This window comes from Methylobacter sp. Wu1 (genome assembly GCF_036553575.1).
Classification (GTDB): Bacteria; Pseudomonadota; Gammaproteobacteria; order Methylococcales; family Methylomonadaceae; genus Methylobacter.
This window is the reverse complement of record NZ_JAZHOC010000038.1, coordinates 1-20,790: the sequence shown is the minus strand read 5'-3', so window position 1 is coordinate 20,790 and position 20,790 is coordinate 1. Positions and strand designations below refer to the sequence as shown.

Below are 20,790 nucleotides of genomic sequence, written 5' to 3'. Positions count from 1 at the left end.
AATAATTACAGAAAGAGAAAGCACGTGGCAATTTACGATACAGAAGAAGAACAGGTAGAAGCGTTAAAAAAATGGTGGAAAGAAAACGGCGTATCAACCATTACCGGTCTGGCGGTGGGCATCGTCCTTATTCTGGGCTGGAACTACTGGCGAGATTATAAGAAAGATCAGGCCGGGCAAGCTTCAGCCTTATACGATCAGTTACTGTCAGCGGCTGATACCGGTAATAAGGAATCGGCTGAAAAATTGGCCGAGCGCGCGCAAGCAGAGTTCGGCAAGACCGAATATGCGTCATACAGCGGACTGATCGAGGCAAAACTGCAAGTTCAGAAGGGCGATCTGGCTGCCGCCAAGCAGACTCTGGAAAAACTCGCGGCAAAATCCAATGACGAAGTGAGCCACATCGCCCGGGTCAGACTGGTGCGTCTGATGCTCGCGACAGGCGAATACGAACAGGGGCTACAGGTCATCAACAAGGTTGACCCGGCCTCCTCATCAGGTTTTACGGCTATCTATGATGAATTACTGGGCGACCTATACGTCGCTATGGATCGCCGTGATGAAGCGCGCACTTCCTATCAGAATGCGTTAAGAAATGGATCTCAATCACCGTTGTTGCAATTTAAAATCGATGATTTGACTGCTCCAGAAATTGTGCAAAGTCAAAAATAATGCGCTTAATTACGCTTTTATTAGCTTGTTTTGCATTGGCCGGTTGTGCGGCATTGGATACCGCTGGTGAGTCGCTTTCAGGCATAACCGATTACTTTACGGGGGGGGAAGACAATACCGATCCTCCTGCGGTATTAGGTGAAATTACACCTGAGATCCAGGTCGAAGTGCTTTGGAAAAAAAGCATCGGTGTCGGCGCGGACGAACATACGTTAAAGCTTGTTCCGGCCATAGGCGCCGGAAAAATACTGGCCGCGGATAGAGAAGGTCTGGTGCAGGCCAGAGAGCTGAGTACGGGTGATCTGAGCTGGGAAGCAGAAACCGAATTTCACTTTTCCGGCGGCCCGGGGTTGGGTGCCGGTACCGTGATTTTGGGTACCAGCGACGCTGAAGTTGTGGCTTTAAACTTTGAAAACGGGCAATTGCTCTGGAAAGCCGGCGTGTCCAGTGAAGTGCTTTCAGTACCTGTCATCGCCAATGGGGTTGTCGTCGTCCGGACGACAGACGGCTCTGTTGTTGCGCTGGATGAGAAAACCGGCGGCAAACTGTGGAGCTACGAGCAGAGCGTGCCGGCGCTTAGCGTGAGAGGAACCGGCTCGTTGCTGATCAGCGGGGATAACGTCATCGGCGGGTACGACAACGGCAAGCTGATTGCCTTGCGTCTGGACGATGGCAAGCATATCTGGGAAACCAGCATTGTGCTTCCGACAGGACGTTCCGAAGTTGAAAGGCTGGTCGATCTCGATGTGGACCCGATTGAAACGGATGGCGTTATCTATATCGCCAGCTATCAGGGCGGCATCGCAGCGGTTTCGGCAGGAGACGGTGACGTCATGTGGCGCAACGAGTCGATTTCGTCTTCCTCAGGCATGGCCAGCGACTGGCGCTATTTGTATCTAACAGATTCAAAAAGTGATGTCTGGCAGTTGGAACAGCGTACCGGCGCTTCATTATGGAAACAACAAGATCTGCATCAAAGAAAACTGACAGCGCCGGCCACTTATGAAAGTAATGTCGTAGTCGGCGATCTGGAAGGCTATGTGCATTGGCTGTCCACCAGCGACGGCAGGCAGCTGGCCCGCATACAAGTGGCCGACAGCGCCATAGATGCCAAACCCCTCGTGGTAGACAATACCGTTTACATTTATGCTAAAGACGGCACGCTTGCCGCCTTAAGAGCTCGATCCTTATAAAATTATGTTACCTGTAATAGCCCTGGTTGGGCGCCCTAATGTCGGCAAGTCCACATTGTTCAATTATTTAACACGCAGCCGCGAGGCGCTGGTGGCCGATTATCCCGGCCTGACCAGAGACAGGCAGTACGGCCGCGTCAAACACGGCAGCCGCGCCTGCCTGGTGGTCGATACCGGCGGCATAGCCGACGATGCGGAAGGCATCGATAGCTGTGCCAAAAAACAGGTGCAGATCGCGCTCGATGAAGCCGATGTCGTTTTTTTTATGGTCGATGCGCGCGAAGGGTTGAACGCCTCCGATCAGGTTATCGCTGACACGCTTAGAAAACTGAACAAGCCGGTCATCCTGGTCATGAATAAGGTCGACGGCATACATGGCGATGTGGCGGCTGCCGACTTTCATTCGCTGGCGCTGGGCGAGCCGGTACAAATCGCCGCGACACATGGCCGTGGCATACCCGAATTACTGGCGCGCGCCGACCGGTTGCTGCCGCCTCCCGATAAAGAGGCAGGAGACCTGCGTGACGGCATCGGCAGCATCGGCATTGCCGTGGTCGGCCGGCCGAACGTCGGCAAATCGACACTGGTCAACCGGTTGTTAGGCGAAGAGCGCGTGGTCGTGTTCGACGAGCCCGGCACGACGCGCGACAGTATTTATATTCCGTTTGAGCGTGACGATAGACAATTCACGCTGATCGATACGGCCGGTATGCGCCGGCGCTCAAAAGTGTCCCTGGGCATCGAAAAGTTCAGCGTCATCAAGTCGCTGCAGGCGATTGAAAAAGCCAACGTCGTCATCTATCTGATCGACGCCAGCGAAGGCATCACCGATCAGGATGCGCATTTGCTGGGCCTCGTGCTGGAAGCGGGCAGAGCCCTGATTATCGGCCTGAACAAATGGGACGGCTTGACCACGGAGCAGAAAGAAACCGTCAAGCGGCAGATGGATGTCAAACTGTCTTTTCTGGATTTCGCAGAGAAACACCCGATTTCCGCGCTGCACGGCAGCGGCGTCGGCAAACTGTTCGATGTCGTGCATACCCTGTACGATTCGGCCATGCTCGATATGAGCACGCCGGCGCTGACGCGGATATTGAGCGAAGCGACGGCTGCGCATCAGCCGCCTTTGGTGAATGGGCGCCGAATCAAGCTCAAATATGCTCACCAGGGCGGCCGCAATCCGCCTATTGTGGTCATACACGGCGTTCAGACCGATGTGTTGCCGAGTTCTTATAAGCGTTATTTAATGAACTATTTCCGCGACAAACTAGGTCTGAAAGGAACGCCTATCCGTCTGGAATTCAAATCGCCGGCCAATCCCTTTCACGGCAAGAAAAACAAATTGACCGAGCGCCAAGTACAAAAACGCAAGCGGCTGGTAAAGCATAACAAAAGCAAAAAGTGATGCCAGGGGTGATGGGCAGGCAAGCAATGAGCAGATTGCTCATCAGCGTTATCGAAACATTAAAGTCGACATGTGTAAATTGATTACCCACCTGGAGGATACAAACGATGGCTACAATTAAATTTCAAGGCAAACCGTTACATACATCGGGTGAATTGCCCGCAGTCGGCAGCAAGGCGCCGGACTTTACATTGGTCAACGGCAAATTACAGGAAGTGAGTCTGGCGACTTATGCAGGTAAAAGAAAAATTTTGAATATCGTGCCGAGTCTCGATACGCCCGTGTGCGCTGCGTCAACGCGTAAGTTCAATGAGAAGGCTTCACGCCTGGATAATACCGTTGTTCTGGTGATTTCGGCGGATCTGCCTTTTGCGCAAGCTCGCTTTTGTGAAGCGGAAGGTCTCAAAAATGTGATTCCGCTGTCAACCTTCCGTTCCAGTTTTACCGATGACTACGGCATCCGTATTACCGACACCGTTCTTGCCGGTTTGGCGGCCCGCGCCATTGTCATTCTGGATGAAAATGACAAGGTGGTTTATACGCAACAAGTTGATGAGGTAGCCAACGAGCCAGATTATGAGAGCGCACTGGCGGCACTTTAGCCTTCGGGTGTTCAGATGACTTAAGAAATTCCCCCGCGCCTTGAATTGATCAAGGATCGTAAACAGTGTTTTTACCAAAAAGAGCGACAGCCGTGTTTGAATAAGAAGGTCGGCAGTCGTAAACTAGTAGCATGCGTACAAACTGTTGGCGGGCTTGCCATATCTTCTAAGGCCCGCCATTTTAAGTCCAGATTCTCCATAATATTTCTCCATAAGCTTTATGTTTAAAAAACTTTCGCCATACTTGATGGCTTTAATCTCTTTTGGCCTGCCGGCGCTAGCTCTGGCGGGTGAAAATGCTGCCACGGATCCCCAACAACCGTTAAATCTGACCTTGCATTGGGTGGGGTATTCGGCGATTGCAGTTTTTGTCGTGGCTTATGTGCTTGCTATGTTCGAAGAAGTCACCGAGCTTCGCAAATCAAAGCCCATGGTATTTGCAGCCAGTTTGATCTGGGTGTTTATCGCTTTCATTTATGTTAACGGAGGCATGGGCGAATCTGCAGGAAAGGCCTTCCGTGTCAGCCTGGAAGGGTTTGCCGAGCTGTTTTTGTTTATCATGGTTTCCATGGCTTACCTCAATGCCATGGAGGACCGGAATATTTTTGAAAGTCTGCGTATCTGGCTGTTGAGCAAAAAGTTCAGCTATCGGCAGTTATTCTGGATAACGGGTTGGATGTCTTTTGGGCTGTCCTCAGTCTGTAACAATTTAACTACCGCTTTGCTGATGGGTGCTGTGCTATTGGCCATGGGCAAAGACAACAAGCGCTTTATCACCATAGCCTGCATAAATGTCGTTATTGCTACCAATGCCGGCGGCTCGTTCAGCCCTTTCGGCGATATTACAACGCTATTGGTTTGGCAAAAAGGGGTTGTGCCCTTCATCAGTTTTTATTCGCTGTTGGTTCCGGCCATCGTCAACTTTGCGCTGCCGGCGGTGATCATGCATTTCTGGATTCCCAAAGAACAGCCGGCGGCGGCGAGTGAAGCGGCGGTCATCAAGCGCGGCGCCGGCATCATCATTTTTCTGTTCCTGATGACCATCATAACTGCGGTTTGTTTTGAGAACTTCCTTGAACTGCCGCCGGCAGCCGGTATGCTGATGGGGCTGACTTACTTGAAGTTTTTCAGCTACTACATGCAAAAGACGCCTGGCAAAACCAATGGCGCGCCAGATACCGACGCAATGGACATTCCGATGATAGGAGGCAATGGCCAGCATGAGTTCGATGTATTCAAGAACGTAGCCAATCTGGAATGGGACACACTGCTGTTTTTCTACGGCGTCATGATGAGCGTTGCCGGCTTGAGCTTCCTGGGTTATCTGGAACTCGCCTCGCATTTCCTATACGGCGAAATCGACCCGACTATTGCCAACATTTTGGTGGGCATCTTTTCGGCGTTCATTGATAACGGTACGATCATGTATGCCGTATTGACCATGCTGCCGGATATTTCCCAAGGTCAATGGCTGCTGGTCACGCTGACTGCAGGCGTGGGCGGCAGTCTGCTGGCTATTGGATCGGCTGCCGGTGTCGGCTTGATGGGGCAGGCAAAAGGTATCTACACGTTCAGCAGTCACTTGAAATGGATGCCCGTTATTTTGCTGGGTTATTTCGGCAGCATCGCCGTGCATTTCCTGATCAACGCAGACTATTTCTAATCCTGCCGTTTCTGTCGGCAGCGTTATTCGCACTGCCGGCAGAAACGGCTTGTCCAGCCTATTCAATCACTCCCGCCCTATTGGCGCATTTCCTGAATAGACCGGGTCAATCGGATTGTTCCAATCATCAGCTCATGAAAGGGGGATCTGGCTCAGCCCTTGTGTGAGATTGAAATTCCCACTGCTGTCTAAAACCTGAATGTCCAGCATAAAGTCGCGAGCCCGCTTATCAGGCGTACGGAACCCCAAGAAGGAGACAGAAGCCGTCAATCATCCATGACTAACGGCGTTAAGTCAGTATGCCGTTAAAGAATTGATTGACCGGATCGTTTCTTTAAAAGACGCGGCTTGAATCTGAGCATGCTAAAGGCCGGCAGGACAACCAGCGCGCAAACCAAGGTCAGGAGCAGGCCCATGGCGAGCAGAATGCCCATCGAAGCCGTGCCTTGATGCGTCGTGAACGCCAAGCTGCCGAAGCTGAATATCGTGGTCAGGGTGCCGAAGAAAACGCCCTGAGCCTCGCTGCCGCTGAGCATATTGCCATCGTTTGATCGCAGGTAGTGTAGCCGGTGCGCCATGTGAATGCCGCTGTCTACGCCGAGACCGAACAACAGCGGCAAGGCAATGATGTTGGCGAAATTGAACGGCATATCGATCAGCACGGTCATGGCCGCCGTGAACAGGGATGCGAGCAGCAGCGGCAGCAGCACCAGCAAGGTATCCTTGACATTGCGCATGATAATGAGCAGCAGCAGGGCAATGACCCCGAAGGCAACGGCAAAAGCCTGCTGGAATGCACGGATGACTTCGTTCATGGATTCAAGGTAGCTGACCGGCAGATCGGTGACATGCGGGTCGACTTGCTGCGCTTCCAGGATAAATTCGCGCATGTTTTCCAGGTCGTTCAGATCTTTTTTCGGGAAAGCCTGAATCCGGTAGATACCGTCTTTGCTGAGCCAGCGTTCGCTCAAATCCTTAGGCAGCGTTTCAAGCTTGATCGGGCTGGCCTGCAGGCTGGTTTGCAGGATTTGTATTGTCGACGGCAGCGAGTTCAGCATGCTGGCCTGAAGCTGGTTCAGCATCGCTTGGCGTGTTTCGGCATCGACCGATTGCAGTTTGGCGAGAAAATGCTCCAGCGTAGCGTCCAGTTCGGTCATGACGCTGCTGTTGTCTGTTGCCAGGCGTTTTTTGAGTACTGCCTGGAATTTTTCCAGGGACTCGATTTGGGCGTTTTCTTTGGACGGCTCAGGGAAATTATCGAGTACAGGGCCCACTATCAAGGCGAGTTCTTCTATCAAGGCCAGCTTATCGTCCTGATCTTCGGGGATAAAGTCGAACAGCGTCATAGCCTTGTCTACCGTGCTCAGTTTTTCCAGGCGCGCTTCCTTGTCCTTTGCTTCAGCCTCAGAATTTGCCAGAGATGTTAGCGTCATCGGCGAAGTATCCTCGGATTGCAGCAGGTATTTAAAGGTTTTGACCGACTCCGTGTTAGGATCGCGCAAGTTGATCGGATTGAAATCCACTTTGACTTGCGTCAGCAATACCAGGGAGATCGCGGCTAAAACATAGGTAACCCAGCGGATCGGGCGTGCATAGACCAAAGGCCAGTTCGATGTCAGCTTGGAGTAGGTCTGGTCGCTCTCTTCTATTTTCCGCACTTTGGGCGGCATGATTTTTATCAGCGCCGGCAGGACGGTAAAAGTCGTTGAAAGCGCTATGACCAGGCTGGTGCCGGCAATGACGCCCAGTTCCGAGACGCCGAGATAATTGGTCGGAATGAAGGCAAACAGGCCGATCGCCGCGGTGAGCGTGCACAGGACCAGCGAGCCGCCCGTAGATGTGAGCGTATCGCGCAAAGCCTGACGCGGATTTTCGCCACGCTGCCTCAGTTCGCGGTAACGCAGGCAAAAATGCGAGGAATAAGCGTCGCCCATGCCGATAAACAGCACGCCGAAAGCAATCGAAATCATGTTCAAGTGGCCGATGGCGAATGTGGCGAAGCCCAGGGACAGCACCAGGCCCATGGTCAGCGTGAAAAAAGTCGCGAACATCAGTTTGAAGGAACGATAGGCAATCCAGAGCGTGATGCAGACCAAAAACATGGAGGCGATGCCAGCAATGGTAGTGCCCTCGGTAACCGTTTGCATTTCTTCATATTCCAGCACGACTTCTCCGGTCATGCGGACGCTGACATCGGCGGCATCGCCAGTCAGTGACGAGGCAATGACCTGATTGATGGCCGTCAGGCTTTTCTCGGCGGGCAGGTACTCCTGAAAATTCAAAATCGGCGTAGCGATGATAAAGCGTTTGGTAACACCTATTTCCGATGTTCGATCCATCATCAGTTGCTGCCAGGATAACTGATAAGGACGGCCATCTTGCGCCGCTTGCAAGGCTTCGTTGGTCTTGCTGAAGACGGCATTCATATCGAGTTCGGTGTCATTGGACTCATCCAGCGCCTGCCCGAAGAGCTCGAATAATCCGTTCAGGCTATTGTCCTGCGACAGCTTGCCCATAAAAGGCTGGGCATTGGCGAGTTTCGTGGAGAGGTCCTGCAGTTCTTTCAGGCTCAGATAAAGCAGGCCGTTGCGGTCGAAAAACTCGCCTTCATCGGGAAGATAAACGGATTTGATCTGATCTTTTTGCTGGCTCAGGCCGGCGCTGATGCGCTTGACTGCGGCAGTGGTCTGCTCGGGCGTTTTGCCCTCAATAATCAGCAAGATAGTGTTGGCATCCTGAGGGAAGGCCTTTTCCAGACGTCTGCGATCCTGCTGGAACTGCAGATCGGGTGAAAGCATCTCGCCCGTGTTGGTATTGACTGTGAGGTTGTTCACCGTGTATTGGAAAACGAAACCGCTGACGACCACGGAAAATAAGAGTAGCCACCAGGGCCTGTTAAGGATGTTTTCTTCCCACCAGAGAATAGTTTTGACCAGGAGGTTGTCGGTTGTTTTACTCATCGAACGCTTCAAGGATTGTGGTTGGGCTGGCTGTTTTGCCGCCGTGCGCAAAAATTATTTTTATTCTGCACGAAAAAGCCAGCCTGACGGAGTAGATTGATAAACTGACAAGTATAAACAACTATGGCTGAGCTGCAAAACCGCTTATCATTAAAAAAAGTAGGGATTTAATGTACAGGCGGCCTGTCAGTATTATTTTCTGGATGTTGGCGACTACTGTAATCGAATGGAGAAGGTCAAGAACATGTAATCAAATAGGACACGGTTAATTTCCTTCGCTTTTTTGGGAAGGTTTTTCATTGGCATTGTCTTTCTCTTCATCGCCCGCTGTGCCTTCTTCGCCTTCTTTAATGGCTGACCGAAAGTTTTTAATCGCGTCTCCTAAATCGGTGCCGAGCGTACGCAGACGTTTGGTGCCAAAAATAACGATGATGATGGCTAATACGATTAACAGTTTAGTAACGCTGATACCCATTTTTAACTCCAATAAGTTGTGTAAATGACTAGCATATTAGCTAGTTGAAATTTGCTTGGCAAAATGATTTCAAAAATATATTAAAAAACTCTTATATAGCACAGCTACGAGCAACGGAAGTCATTGATAAATTAGGCATCAGCTGGTATTTGAGCTCCAAGTATTTTAAGGGCAAACTGGAAAGATTGGCTCAGGGCAAAGAAGCGGCCTTGCAGTCAGCCTGGCAGAAGCGGTCAGCATGATCCAAGCCGGACAGGGTTTAACAAAGCCGGACCTATTCCTTGTTTTCGCAATGGTTAGCCTGGCAGCCGCAGCTTTTTCCGCAGCCTAAGCCTTCTTCTTTGGCAGGACCGAATTCAGGGTATTTGGCGGCTATTTTTCTGGCGGCTTGTTGAACCAGAATCCAGCCAAGCATCAAGGAAAAGATAACGCCGAACGCAATTAAAAAATTAATCATGGATATATCCTGTTGATAGACTAGGTTGCACTGCCGCCCAAGCCTGCAAAGCCCATGAATGTCATGGACAGAATGCCGGCCAGCATCATGCTCAAACCGGCCGCCTGGGTAACGCTGGGCATGTTGGCCAGTTCCAGTTTTTCTCTCAATCCGGCCATCAGAATTAAGGCCAGGGCGAAACCTGCGCCAGCGCCGGCGCTGAAAGCCACCGATTGCAGAAAGCCATAGCCTTTGGCGGTCTGGATCAAAGCAACGCCCAATATTGCACAGTTGGTCGTGATTAACGGCAGATAAATGCCCAATGCCCTGGACAATACCGGGCTGAATTTCTTTAGAGTCATCTCCACCAATTGTACCGCAGCCGCGATAATGGCGATGTAGCTGATCAGCCGCAGGAACTCAAGCCCGTATTTGACCAGAATGGCATTGATGCCATAGGCGCAGATGGAGCTGATCAGCATCACGAACGTGGTCGCTATACCCATGTTGATCGCGGTGTCACGTCTTGCCGATGTGCCTACGAAAGGACACAGGCCTAAAAACATCGCCAATACGAAGTTGTTGATTAAAAAAGCGTTCAGGAATAAGTAGCCTAATGATTCTTCGGTTTGCATGACAGGTATCTCGGGTAATTAAAAGGCCAAGGTTTCAAGCCGATCAAGAATTATGCTTGACTGTGCAGTGCGTGGCGGCATCGCTGCTGATGATTTTTTTCGTCTGACGTTGTTCAATCCATTTGAACAGTATCAGCCAACTGCCCAGTACGATGAACCCACCGGGCGGCAAGATCATGACGACCCAGGGTTCAAAGTTGTCGCTGAACACTTGAAAACCAAGCAGTTTGCCGGAACCCAGCAGCTCCCTGACGCTGCCTAGGCAGGCCAGCGCAAAGGTAAAGCCCACGCCCATGCCGGCGGCGCTGACGACGGATTTGTTGAACGAATTTTTGGACGCATAGGCTTCGGCGCGGCCCAGAATCAGGCAGTTCACGACGATCAGCTGGATAAACGCGCCCAAGGCGTTGTACATCTCCAGGCTGATGGCCTGAATCAGATAATCCACCAGCGTCACGAATGTGGCGATGATAATGATGTAAGTCGTGATGCGGATTTGCTTGGGGATAAAATGGCGCAGTCCCGAGACCAGCGCATTGGAACCGACCAGCACGAAAATAGTGGCCGCGCCCATGGCCAGCGCGTTGGCCAGCGAATTGGTGACGGCCAGGGTAGGGCACAGGCCCAGCATCATGACGAAAATCGGGTTTTCCTTCCACAGCCCTGCGGTAAATATTTCCAGTGTTACCGGCGTTTCTTGTTTAGGGGCAGGCGTTGACATACATCACCTCTCTAGGGTTGGGTTGAGCGCTGGGTATTTTCCAGCAGGTTTAAATTCTGGGCAATAGCGGGATGGAAGAGCTGTCCGCTCTTGTCGAGCATGCGCCCGACGGCATTGGATGTAATCGTGGCGCCGGCGATCGCGTCGATTTCCCAGGGATTCTTCTTGGTGCCGTGCCGTACCGTTTTAATAGCATGGGCCAGGGCCGATTGATCCTCGTTCACTTTGGCGTCCAGGCATTCGAAATTTTTCAGGAAACTTTCGTCGGTGGCGATCTTGTCGCCAAAGCCGGGCGTTTCGGTGCTTTTCAAGACGACGAAGTCCTTGATGCAACTGCTGTACGGATCATAGGCATAGAGGATCTTTACCGTATCCTGATAACCCTGCGCCGCCGCCGTCAAGGCGATGCCGACCAGTTTATGCTCGTTGTCGTAGCCGGCGTAAATCAGATCGCCCTCATTGGGCGTATCGTCCGGGACCAGCGTGAGCTGCTCATCCTCCAGGCGAAAAGTCAGGCGCGAGCTGGCGCTGGCCGGCAACACATTGTACAAGGCCGCTTCCAGTGCCACACGGTGATTGTCGGCTATCATGGGTTTTGTATATTCATAAACCATTGCCACCAGCAGGCCTGATATCAAAGCGACGGCACCCAGTTTCTGGATCAGTGACAGGCTGGAAGGCAGTTGCGGAATTTGCGGATCGGGATTGCTCATGCTTAGTCCTTATCTCTGCGGGCGCCGAAAATACGCGGCTGAGTGAAAGATTCAATAATAGGCGTTGCGGCATTGCCGAACAAAATGGCATACATGACCGCTTCGGTCAAGGCGCCGAACAGGCGGATGATGACCGTCATGAAGCCGACCAAAAAACCGATAATGAAAATGCCCAGCGGCGTGACCGGCGATGACACCATGTCGGTGGTCATGAAAACGGCCGCAAACATCAGGCCTCCCGAAAATATCATGAAACCGGCGCTTGGATATTGGGACGGGTTCATCAGATGAAAAAATCCAGCCGTTATGAACGTGCCGAAAATGACCGCGGCAGTGATGCGCCAGTCGAGCATCTTCTTGTACACCAGATAAGCGCCGCAAAGCAGAATCAGCAGAGACGAGGGTTCGCCGGCCGAGCCTGCGACCGTGCCCAGAAACAAGTCCTTCGCATCGGTCATGACGCCTTGAAATTTCATCAGCGCCAAGGGGGTCGCGCCGGTGAAGCCGTCAATGGCTGTGTTCAGCGTCCATTCGGCCGTAGGGTCGGCGGTCATGAACGGGAAGGCCAGCGTGGATGGAATGAATTCGCTGAAACGGTTCAGGGCAAAAGCCGGCGTCCAGGTCGTAATCGCGACCGGAAACGCGGCCTGGACGAACGCCCGCCCGACCAGGGCCGGATTGAAGACGTTGAATCCCAGCCCACCGAACAGGGCTTTGCCGAGCGCAATCGAGACGAAACCGCCGACTGCGCCCATCCATAACGGAAAGCCCGGAGGCAATGTCAAAGCCAGCAGTAAGCCTGTGATGACGGCGCTGAAGTCGCCGATGGTCGAGCGCTTCTCGGCCATGCGGCAGAAAAAGTGCTCGGTCCCGACAGCGGCCGTGGTCGTCACGATCATCGAGGCCAAGGCGCTGATGCCGAACTGGTAAACCGAATAGGCGCAGATCGGTAGCAAGGCATAAACAACATGGCGCATGATTTCAGGGACGGTAGGCGCGCGCCGGATATAAGGCGACGTGCGGATGTCAATTTTGGGTGATTTTTCAGCCATTGTTCAGGTGCCTTTCTCGATTCAGTACTTTGGCGATTCTGAAGTACTGCACTAAGGGAATATTGGACGGACAGACATAACTGCAGCAGCCGCATTCGAAGCAATCATTGAGGTGGTACTGCTCCTCCATGACATCATAGCGCCGTTTGGCCGCCAGTTGGCCCAGTTCGCACGGATTCAGATTGATCGGGCAGGCCTGCAGGCATTTGCCGCATTTGATGCACGGCAGAATGTCGTCATTTTTGGTAGCGCGCTCGTCGAGTACAAGGACTGTGCCGGTGCCTTTGGTAACGGGCGTATCCAGTGATGCGGCGGCCGTGCCCATCATCGGGCCGCCAAGGATCAGCTCCGCCTGATGGCCGGTAAAGTTTGCGTATTGCAGAATATAACGCAGCGGCGTGCCGATCGGTACGATGTAATTGCCGGGCTTTTCCAGGTCATCGCCGGTAATGGTGATGACGCGCTCGATAAGTCCTTGGCTGTGCGGCAGCAGGCGGCCGAGCTCGGCCAGTGTCGCGACGTTGAATACGGCAAGGCCGATGTCGGCCGGCAGGCCGCGGGACGGCACCTCGACGCCGAGCAGCGAATAGATCAGCATTTTCTCGGCGCCCTGCGGATATTTCGTCTCGACGGCCTCGATCGTGATGCTGCCATCCTGGGGCAGATGCGGCTTGATGGCGGCCAGAACATCGGGCTTGTTGTCTTCGACGCCGATTATGGCTTTGCCGGCGTCCACGGATTTCATCGCGATGCGGATGCCCAGGATCAAGTTTTTGACGTTTTCGAGCATGACGCGGTGATCGGTCGTCATAAACGGCTCGCACTCGCAGCCGTTGACGATCACGGTATGCACTTTCTTGCCTTCCGGCACGGTCATCTTGAAATGCGTCGGAAAGCTGGCCCCGCCCAGGCCCACCATGCCGGTATCCTTGACGGCCTGGATCAGCTCTTCGCGGCTCATGGACTCAATGTCGCGCTCTTCACCTCGAATCGGTATCTGCGACGAGCTGGGCTGCGTGTCGATGACGATGCAGTCTTTTTTGGCGCCGGACGGCGTCGGCATGAGTTCGATGCCTTTGACGGTGCCTGTGACCGGCGCATGCAGCGGCACGGACAGCGGGCCGTCAGCAACGGCAATCACTTCGCCGCGCTCCACTTGCTGGCCTTTGTGCACGACAGCGATTGAGGGCTTGCCGATGCTCTGCGACAAAGGCACGATGACCTGCGGCGCGAAAGGCAGCCGGCGGGTCGGCTTGGCACTGGTCTGTTCTTTATATTCGGCAGGGTGTATGCCCTTGGGAAAGGTTTTTCTGCTAGAGACGGTTTTTCTGCCGAACAGCTTTAGTAAACTCATAGTCCTAACTAGTATAAAAATCACAACGGGGCTAAGGAATTTGCCCGTTCATAAACCACGAAGAGCCCGAAGGATAAGTCTTGCACAATAGGGTTGCTGTGCAGGCTTTCCTTCGGGCTCCAGGCAACTGCATCTGCAGTCATTCGTAAGATTTACTGTTTAATCCATCTTAGGTTTAAGCCTTAAAGATAGAACGTCTTATTGAAACTTCTCCGCACGTTTGATGAGCTTCTCAAGATTAGGCTCATCCGGATTCCAGGGAGTGCCGGGATGAATGATCACGGCCGTGCATTTTTCAGCGGCTTTCACGATCTGCTCGTAAGTGCCGGCTGTCGGATTGACGACAATGGCTTTTTTCTCGGCATTATACTGGAAGATGGCTGGCGCAATGTCGACGCATTCATCACAGGTCGTGCAGTTAGGCGTTTCAATCCAGACCGATTCATGCCCGCCGGCAGCGGCTTTAGGAGCCGGCGCAGCTGTCGCTGCGGCAGACGCCGCTGGGGCAGGTGCGGGAGCGGCCTCTGCAGGAGTTGCCACTACTGGCGCTGGCGCGGCTGTTATAGCTGACGGAGTCAACAGGCTGGCTAAAGTGCTGGCGTCGCCACCGCCCACCATGTTCACCAGGTTGGCAGCAATGCTGGAAGCCATTTCCGCTTTGGCCTGATCGGCGACCGCTTTCAAGTCTATGGTCGGCCGGTTGGCGCCGACGATGCCTTTCAGGATATGCCAGAAGTCGCGCCGCTCAATCGTCGACAGGACGATTTCAGGATCGACGACCACGCGCACCAGCGTATTGGTGTCCGGATGCACGGCATAAATGAATGGAATATATTCGGCTTTATCCTCTCTCGGCAGATCGATAAACTCGATCAGCGGCATCATCTCATCGGTCCACTGGGACGGCGGCACGAACTTGAAGTGCTTGCGGAAGCGGCCTTCCGTCAAGGCCCAGTCAGCGAACGTCATGGGTACGTCCAGGGTTTCTTCAAGACCGTATTCATCGACGAACTTCAGCGTGTAAGTCGTCCAGTCCTTGTCAATGTCCGGATTGCCCTGGATGGACGTGCATTCCTCCCAGGTATTGCCCAGGCGCGGATCGAAAGTCAGCAGCGGGTAAGCGCGCGACTCGACGGCCAGGCGGCTTTGCATTTCCGACGCATCGTCGGCCACGCCGTGTTCAGGCTGGCAGACGGCATAGATGTTGAATACGGCCGGGCCACGGAAATTCAGGCCGTCGATGTACCCTTCCAGCAGGTGGTTGACATGCGAGATGGCACCCTGCATGACGTAGGACGTCCGGTGCGCCATCGCGAGCAGGCTCATTTCCTTGCGCAGCTCGAACTTGCCTTTCGCTTCCTGGCCGTAAGGCGCCATGTCCGATATCTGGCCGATAAAGCCGGAGGTGCAGGCCTGGCCGCCGGTATTGGAATAAACCTGCGTATCCAGGATCAGCACCTTGATCGGCAGGCCCGAAATCAGGCAGCGCGACAGGTTCTGGAAGCCGATGTCGTACATGGCCCCGTCGCCGCCGACGCAGACCACGGGCGGGCACATCAGATATTCCTGCTCGGAGAACTGGCGCCAGTCGAAATACTTGAAGAATCTGTCGTGTTCGTCCTTGTCGTATTTGCCGGCCAGTTCCAGTTCCGCCATGCGGATGGCCTTGAAACCTTCCGTCATCTTGAGCATGTGGCCTTCAAAGACGCCCATCGCCAAAGACGGCGCATCCTGGAACAGGTGGTTGGCCCACGGGAACGGGTAAGGGTTGAACGGGAAGGTCGAACCCCAGACCGACGTACAGCCCGTGCTGTTGGTGATGCCCATTTCCACGCGGCCGTTGCCGGTAGGGCCTTCCAGATACAGCCATTTCAGGTGTTTCAGTTTGGCGGAAATCTGCGACGCCCATTTCAGCCAAGCCGCATCAATAGGCTTGGACGGCTTGCCGGCATCCAGCGCACTGCTGAGTTTGGCCAGGGTCAGGTCAACGTTTTTATTGGCTTCAATTGCGGCCTCGATGGCTTCGATATCATTGATGTCGAGCGATTCCGCCAGCTTCAGGCGGATATGCTTCTCCATGCCGACAATCAGCGCGTCGATCCTGGCGACCTGTTTCTTGACGCGCGGCTGCATCAGTGCCGTTACGGCGCCTGTGAACAGGTGGATGATGGTTTTCTCGCCGCAACCCAAGCAGGCCGAATCGCCGCAGTTCATGGAACTGTAGATTTTCTTGTCCAGCAGCATGCTGGTCAGCGCGCCGACTTTTTCATCGAGATCGTCGATACGGTTGTATTTCGGATTCGAGGTCGGCAGATCCATCCAGTAATCCCAGTCTTCGCGCAAGGTCTTGACGCTGTCGACGGTCTGCGGCGTCACTTCCAGCGCATTGTCGTTACAGACCTTGACGCATTCCATACAGCCCTTGCAGGCCATCGGGTTGATGGTGATCGAAAACAGGCCGCCGTTATTGGGCGTGCGCTTGTTGACCGCATCGTGGTAAGGCTTGGTCAGCGCGAATTTGAACGAGCCCATGGCATCCTTGAACCATTGGAATTCGGTAGAGACTTCTTCGCGCTCGGCTTCCGGGTATTCGGCGATCGTATCGCCTATCGCTTTATTGAATACCGGGCCCAATGTGGTGCCTTCCGAGCGCGTAGCAGCCAGGGCGTGGTATTTTTTCTCGACGGTACGGATGGCCCGGCGCAGGTGTTTGACCGTTTTGCCGGTTTTTTCGATGCGCTTGATGTTGGTCTCGAAAACTTCATTGACCGTATTGACCAGCCCCGGGATGGCGCTGTCAGGGCAAACCGTGTAGCAGTCGCCGCAAGCGGTGCAGTTCTCGGGAATCCAGGTTGGATGCTCGAAACGGATCTGCGTCATGTCGCGGTAAATGCCCGTCGCCGCCGGCACGATGCTCAGCGCCATGAACGGATCGGCCAGGTTTTCACTGCCGCGGCCGTTGATATAGTTGCTGCCGGTCTGCTCGAAGAATCGGTGGATATCGGAGAGCGCATCGTCGTTGGCGGGCTTGCGCAACAATGTTAATGGCGCCGTGGCTTCTTTCTTCTCGGCCCAGGGCGCGACATCGCCGACAACCATGGCGCTGATGTCAAGTTCATGGGTTTCAAGGAAGCCGCGTTTCACGGTCCGGAAGTTGTCCTCGACGACCTGCTTGCCCTTGCTGCCGAATTTGGCGTTGAGGGTGTCATGGATTGCCTGCAGGATCTCGTCCTTGCTCTTGTTCAGGTTGCCCGCCAGCGGCGCCGCCTCGAAGAAAGCGCCTTGGAAGGCGATGCCCTGCATGCGGAATTGCAGGTCGGGGTCCTTGGCTTCCTCGCGCGCGATCTTGAAGGCGTCGATGTAGGCGACCTTGATTTTCTTGTCGGCAATGTAGCGCTGCGAGGCTTTCGGGAACGAGCGCCAGACCTCTTCGGGCGAAGACAGGCTGCTCTGGATGATAAAGACGCCGTTTTCCTTCAGGCCGGCCAGCGGGTTCGAGTGCGTGAAGACGTTCGGGTCGGGCGACATGACCACGTCCACGAACGCATATTCGCAGGCCAGACGGATTTTTTCCGGCGCGGCCGACAGATAGTACGTGGTGGGCTGGCCTTTTTTCTCGGAGCCGTATTTGGGGTTGGCCTTGATCTCGTAGTCGAGCAGATCGAACAGGGTCATGGCCAGGTTTTTGCCGGTCGTGATCGCGCCCCAGCCGCCGACCGAGTGCATGCGCACGGTAATCGCGCCTTCGGGCATCAGGTTCGGGTTTTCGGAGCCGGTCAGCGCCAGATCGCGGATACGCGGATAAGCATCGATGACGGCCTGCTGCTGAATTTCCTGTTTGGGCGAGTAAGCCTGATCGCGGACGAACTGGATGCCCAGATAAAAGAATTTCTGATGCTTGCCGTCCGGCAGCATGTTTTCAACGGCCGCGATGATGCCTTCCGGCTGCAGATCGCGGCTGCCCAGGCCAAAAGAGGCCGAATACAGCGGCGATGAATCGGTGTCTTTCTTATAGGCGGCGTAGCCGGGGAAAGGCAGTTCGCTGGAGTTGCCGTTTTCCACGGCCTTGGCCATGGTTGTGCGGATTTCGCGGATCAGCGGCAAATCTTCGGCCATGGGCTGGTCGGTTCTTTCCATGACGGTAACGCCTTTGCGGCCTCTGACCACGTGCGAGATCAGGTCGCCGGGGAACGGGCGGAACATCGTTATGTTGACGACGCCGACCTTGATGCCGCGTTTTTTGCGCAGGTAATCGGCCGTAGCTTCGGCCGTATGGATCACGCTGCCTTGCGCGACGATCAGGTAATCAGCATCATCACAGCGGTATTCGCCGATGCGGCGATAGCGGCGGCCGGTCAGTTCGTACCATTCATCCATGCATTGATCGGCGAACACGCTGACGTGATCAAAGAAATAGGGGCGCTGGCCGGCGACGGCCTGCATGTAGCTGTCCTGGTTCTGCACTACGCCCGACATCATCGGTTTGTCGACCGTCCAGAGTTCGGGAATGCGGCGGCGGGTCGGGCCGTAAATAATGCGCTGCGCCGGCGTCGGCGTGTTGATGATGTCGTCGGGGCGGCCCAGATATTCTTCGATCAGCTCTCTTTCCGGTACGTTCAAGGCTTCGATCAGATGCGTCGTCAAAAAGCCGTCCTGAGCCACGACGATGGGGTTCAGCGACAGCTCGGCGATTTTTCGTCCGATAATGTTCAGGTCGGCCGCTTCCTGGTTGTCCTTGGCGAAGACCTGAATGAAGCCGGTGTCATCGATGCAATGGTAATCGTCATGGCCGCAGTGCACGTTCAGCGACGATTTCGTGATGGCGCGGCAAGCCATGTTCAGGACATAAGGCAGCCTCTTGCCCACGGCTGCATACAGGGACTCATGCATGTAGGCCGCGCCCTGCGCCGATGTAAAGTTGGTGGCCCTGAGTCCGGTCATGGACATGCCGGCCGTAACGCCTGCCGCGGCATGCTCGCCTTCGGGTTCGACAAAAATCAACGGTCTGTCGGAAATATTCAGATGGCCATTGGCCATTTCCACGGCCCAGCCTTCACCCATGTCGGTCGAAGGCGTAATAGGATAAGCGCCGGCAGCATCGCTGGATTCGCGTTCGACCATGATGACGGCCTGGCTGCCGTCCATGGCCATGCGTATGCCAGGATATTTAAACGTTTTGTTTTCTTTTTTGCCGAAAAAAGCCATTCAAGGTTCCTCTAGTAAAAACGTACAAAAGCCGGCTTGTCCGGTTCAAGCGTTTTGTAGAATTAAATAATGTGAAAAAATTCGGTTAGCCCAAAGGCAGTGATTCCGTGCGCAGAACCTTTTTCTTCGATTCTTTGCCGTGGCTGGAACGGGGCGTGCCCAATTTGCTGTCTATCCAAACGATGGCGCCGGTCGGGCAGCGCTCTATCGGCGTTCGGTCTACCGTGAAATCTGCATACTTGGCATAATCGATAACGGCCAGATTGTTTTTGATCTCGATCAGACCTTTAGGTGCGTCGACGGCGCATTTTCCGCAGGCCGTACAGGCGACTTCGCATTCGTGCTGCGCTTCATCGCCTTCATCGAGGCTTTTGCAGGCAACGAACAATTGATGGCTGACCGGTTGCAGGGAGAATAAATCCTTGGGGCAGACGACGACGCAGTCATTGCAGGCGGTGCATTTATCTTCAATGACGATAGGCAGCCCATGCTCGTCCATATATATAGCGTCGAAATCGCAGACATCGGCGCAGTCGCCCAGGCCCAGGCAGCCCCAGTTGCAACCTTTGCCGCCGCCGGCAATCACCGAGGCGGCCTGGCAGGATTTCAATCCCTGATATTCGGCGCGTTTGTAAGCGACATGAGTTCCGCCGGCGCAAGCCAGGCGCGCGACGACTTTTTCCTGACTGCCTACGTCAACGCCCATGTAATCGGCGATCAATTGATTGGCTTCAGGCGTGTTGACGGTGCAGCCGGAAGGGCTTCGAACGCCGGCGACAACCGCTTCGGCGAAGGGGCGGCAGCCGGGAACGCCGCAAGCACCACACTGAGCTTGCGGGAGCATCTCATCTACGGCGTCAATTCGGGGATCTTCATAGACAAATAATTTTTTACTTGCGATAGCCAGAATTGCTGCCAGAACCACACCAAGCGCGATCATAAACAGGGCAGCAGTCCCAATACTAGCTAGTGATAACATTAATTACCGACTCTTAAAATACAAATGCAGACCTTCAGCAGTTTTCATAGCAATAAAACTGCCAGCTTAGAGACCGCTACTTTACACGAAAATTCACTATTTAGGAAAAGTATGATTGATGATTATTATAAGTTAATGCTGATGCTAATCCAAAAAAATCATCAATTTAGTTATCTGAGTTTGTTTAGAGTATGAGTTTTATGGATAATGGGCGGATAATTTTAAACAGCAAGGTTTAACACTATGACAGAACTGATGATGAGCGGGATAGAGTTAATGATGGTCGGTATGGGCCTCGTTTTCCTGTTTCTGGCCATGCTTGTGCTGGCCATGAATCTGATGTCGGCACTGGTGCAGCGCTATTTTCCGGATGCGCCGCCGGCTGCCAGTCCAGTCCGGCCAGCGGCTGGCGCCGGTACTGAGGCTAGCGTGATCGCCGCGATTAGTGCGGCTGTGCATCAGTACCGATCCCGGCATTAATGATTTCGGTGTCCGGCATGCTGCCGGATGATATGTGCGTAGGCCTGCGCCGTGGGGGACAGGCTGCGCGCTCCACATTCCCATCAACTAAAACCGACCCCAAAGGTCCGCGAATTGAACCCCAAAAGGTTAAAGCATGGCACAAAACAACAATCCTAAGCCGTTAGGCATCACCGAAGTCGTCCTGCGCGACGCCCACCAATCGCTGCTGGCCACGCGCCTGCGCATCGACGACATGCTGCCGA

General features: G+C 54.0%; 17 protein-coding genes. 7 read left to right on the top strand and 10 right to left on the bottom strand.

The window, feature by feature from the left end; translation table 11 throughout:
* Positions 1 to 24: 24 nt before the first annotated feature.
* The 5 genes from V2P20_RS05045 to nhaD all read left to right on the top strand — a co-directional run bounded on the left by V2P20_RS05045 (position 25) and on the right by nhaD (position 5,535).
* A complete protein-coding gene (locus tag V2P20_RS05045) occupies positions 25 to 672 on the top strand; it encodes a tetratricopeptide repeat protein (RefSeq protein ID WP_331816745.1) in 648 nt (215 codons plus the stop codon).
* Positions 672 to 1,865, top strand: a complete 1,194-nt coding sequence (gene bamB, locus V2P20_RS05040) for an outer membrane protein assembly factor BamB (protein WP_331816743.1) — start codon at positions 672 to 674, stop codon at positions 1,863 to 1,865. The genes V2P20_RS05045 and bamB overlap by 1 nt, the downstream gene beginning before the upstream one ends.
* Before the next feature lie 4 nt (positions 1,866 to 1,869).
* Entirely contained in the window at positions 1,870 to 3,270 is a 1,401-nt protein-coding gene (der, locus tag V2P20_RS05035; protein ID WP_331816741.1) for a ribosome biogenesis GTPase Der, read from the top strand.
* 107 nt (positions 3,271 to 3,377) lie between these two features.
* The gene (tpx, locus tag V2P20_RS05030; protein WP_331816739.1) at positions 3,378 to 3,872 is read left to right on the top strand and encodes a thiol peroxidase; all 495 of its coding nucleotides are present in this window, start codon (positions 3,378 to 3,380) and stop codon (positions 3,870 to 3,872) included.
* A 247-nt stretch (positions 3,873 to 4,119) separates the two neighbouring features.
* Positions 4,120 to 5,535: a sodium:proton antiporter NhaD gene (gene nhaD, locus V2P20_RS05025; protein WP_331816737.1), complete on the top strand. Its 1,416-nt coding sequence runs from the start codon at positions 4,120 to 4,122 to the stop codon at positions 5,533 to 5,535.
* Positions 5,536 to 5,840: 305 nt separating this feature from the next.
* Here nhaD and V2P20_RS05020 read toward each other — a convergent pair whose 3' ends face one another.
* Both V2P20_RS05020 and tatA read right to left on the bottom strand, forming a co-directional pair.
* Positions 5,841 to 8,495, bottom strand: coding sequence for an MMPL family transporter (locus tag V2P20_RS05020; RefSeq protein WP_331816735.1), 2,655 nt, complete (start codon positions 8,493 to 8,495; stop codon positions 5,841 to 5,843).
* 265 nt (positions 8,496 to 8,760) lie between these two features.
* A complete protein-coding gene (gene tatA, locus V2P20_RS05015) occupies positions 8,761 to 8,970 on the bottom strand; it encodes a twin-arginine translocase TatA/TatE family subunit (RefSeq protein ID WP_331816733.1) in 210 nt (69 codons plus the stop codon).
* Between the two features lie 44 nt (positions 8,971 to 9,014).
* Here tatA and V2P20_RS05010 point away from each other — a divergent pair, with 44 nt between their 5' ends.
* Positions 9,015 to 9,212, top strand: a complete 198-nt coding sequence (locus V2P20_RS05010) for a hypothetical protein (RefSeq protein WP_331816731.1) — start codon at positions 9,015 to 9,017, stop codon at positions 9,210 to 9,212.
* Between the two features lie 32 nt (positions 9,213 to 9,244).
* Here the strand turns inward: V2P20_RS05010 and V2P20_RS05005 are convergent, their stop codons facing one another.
* The 8 genes from V2P20_RS05005 to V2P20_RS04970 all read right to left on the bottom strand — a co-directional run bounded on the left by V2P20_RS05005 (position 9,245) and on the right by V2P20_RS04970 (position 20,065).
* Entirely contained in the window at positions 9,245 to 9,427 is a 183-nt protein-coding gene (locus V2P20_RS05005; RefSeq protein WP_194970946.1) for a hypothetical protein, read from the bottom strand.
* Between the two features lie 20 nt (positions 9,428 to 9,447).
* Positions 9,448 to 10,041: an Rnf-Nqr domain containing protein gene (locus tag V2P20_RS05000; protein ID WP_331816729.1), complete on the bottom strand. Its 594-nt coding sequence runs from the start codon at positions 10,039 to 10,041 to the stop codon at positions 9,448 to 9,450.
* Positions 10,042 to 10,084: 43 nt separating this feature from the next.
* Positions 10,085 to 10,762, bottom strand: a complete 678-nt coding sequence (rsxE, locus tag V2P20_RS04995; protein ID WP_194970944.1) for an electron transport complex subunit RsxE — start codon at positions 10,760 to 10,762, stop codon at positions 10,085 to 10,087.
* 11 nt (positions 10,763 to 10,773) lie between these two features.
* Complete coding sequence (locus tag V2P20_RS04990) at positions 10,774 to 11,475, bottom strand: FMN-binding protein (RefSeq protein ID WP_331816727.1); 702 nt, start codon at positions 11,473 to 11,475, stop codon at positions 10,774 to 10,776.
* Between the two features lie 2 nt (positions 11,476 to 11,477).
* Positions 11,478 to 12,527: an RnfABCDGE type electron transport complex subunit D gene (locus tag V2P20_RS04985; RefSeq protein ID WP_331816725.1), complete on the bottom strand. Its 1,050-nt coding sequence runs from the start codon at positions 12,525 to 12,527 to the stop codon at positions 11,478 to 11,480.
* Positions 12,520 to 13,881, bottom strand: a complete 1,362-nt coding sequence (gene rsxC, locus V2P20_RS04980; protein ID WP_331816723.1) for an electron transport complex subunit RsxC — start codon at positions 13,879 to 13,881, stop codon at positions 12,520 to 12,522. Before rsxC ends, V2P20_RS04985 begins: the two co-directional genes overlap by 8 nt.
* Before the next feature lie 198 nt (positions 13,882 to 14,079).
* Positions 14,080 to 19,086 carry a 2-oxoacid:acceptor oxidoreductase family protein gene (locus V2P20_RS04975; RefSeq protein ID WP_331816721.1) on the bottom strand — a complete coding sequence of 1,669 codons (5,007 nt, stop codon included), beginning with the start codon at positions 19,084 to 19,086 and terminating at the stop codon, positions 14,080 to 14,082.
* A gap of 85 nt (positions 19,087 to 19,171) precedes the next feature.
* Positions 19,172 to 20,065: an RnfABCDGE type electron transport complex subunit B gene (locus V2P20_RS04970; protein ID WP_331816719.1), complete on the bottom strand. Its 894-nt coding sequence runs from the start codon at positions 20,063 to 20,065 to the stop codon at positions 19,172 to 19,174.
* 243 nt (positions 20,066 to 20,308) lie between these two features.
* Here V2P20_RS04970 and V2P20_RS04965 point away from each other — a divergent pair, with 243 nt between their 5' ends.
* Positions 20,309 to 20,545 carry an OadG family transporter subunit gene (locus tag V2P20_RS04965; RefSeq protein WP_194970939.1) on the top strand — a complete coding sequence of 79 codons (237 nt, stop codon included), beginning with the start codon at positions 20,309 to 20,311 and terminating at the stop codon, positions 20,543 to 20,545.
* The last annotated feature ends 245 nt before the right edge of the window (positions 20,546 to 20,790 follow it).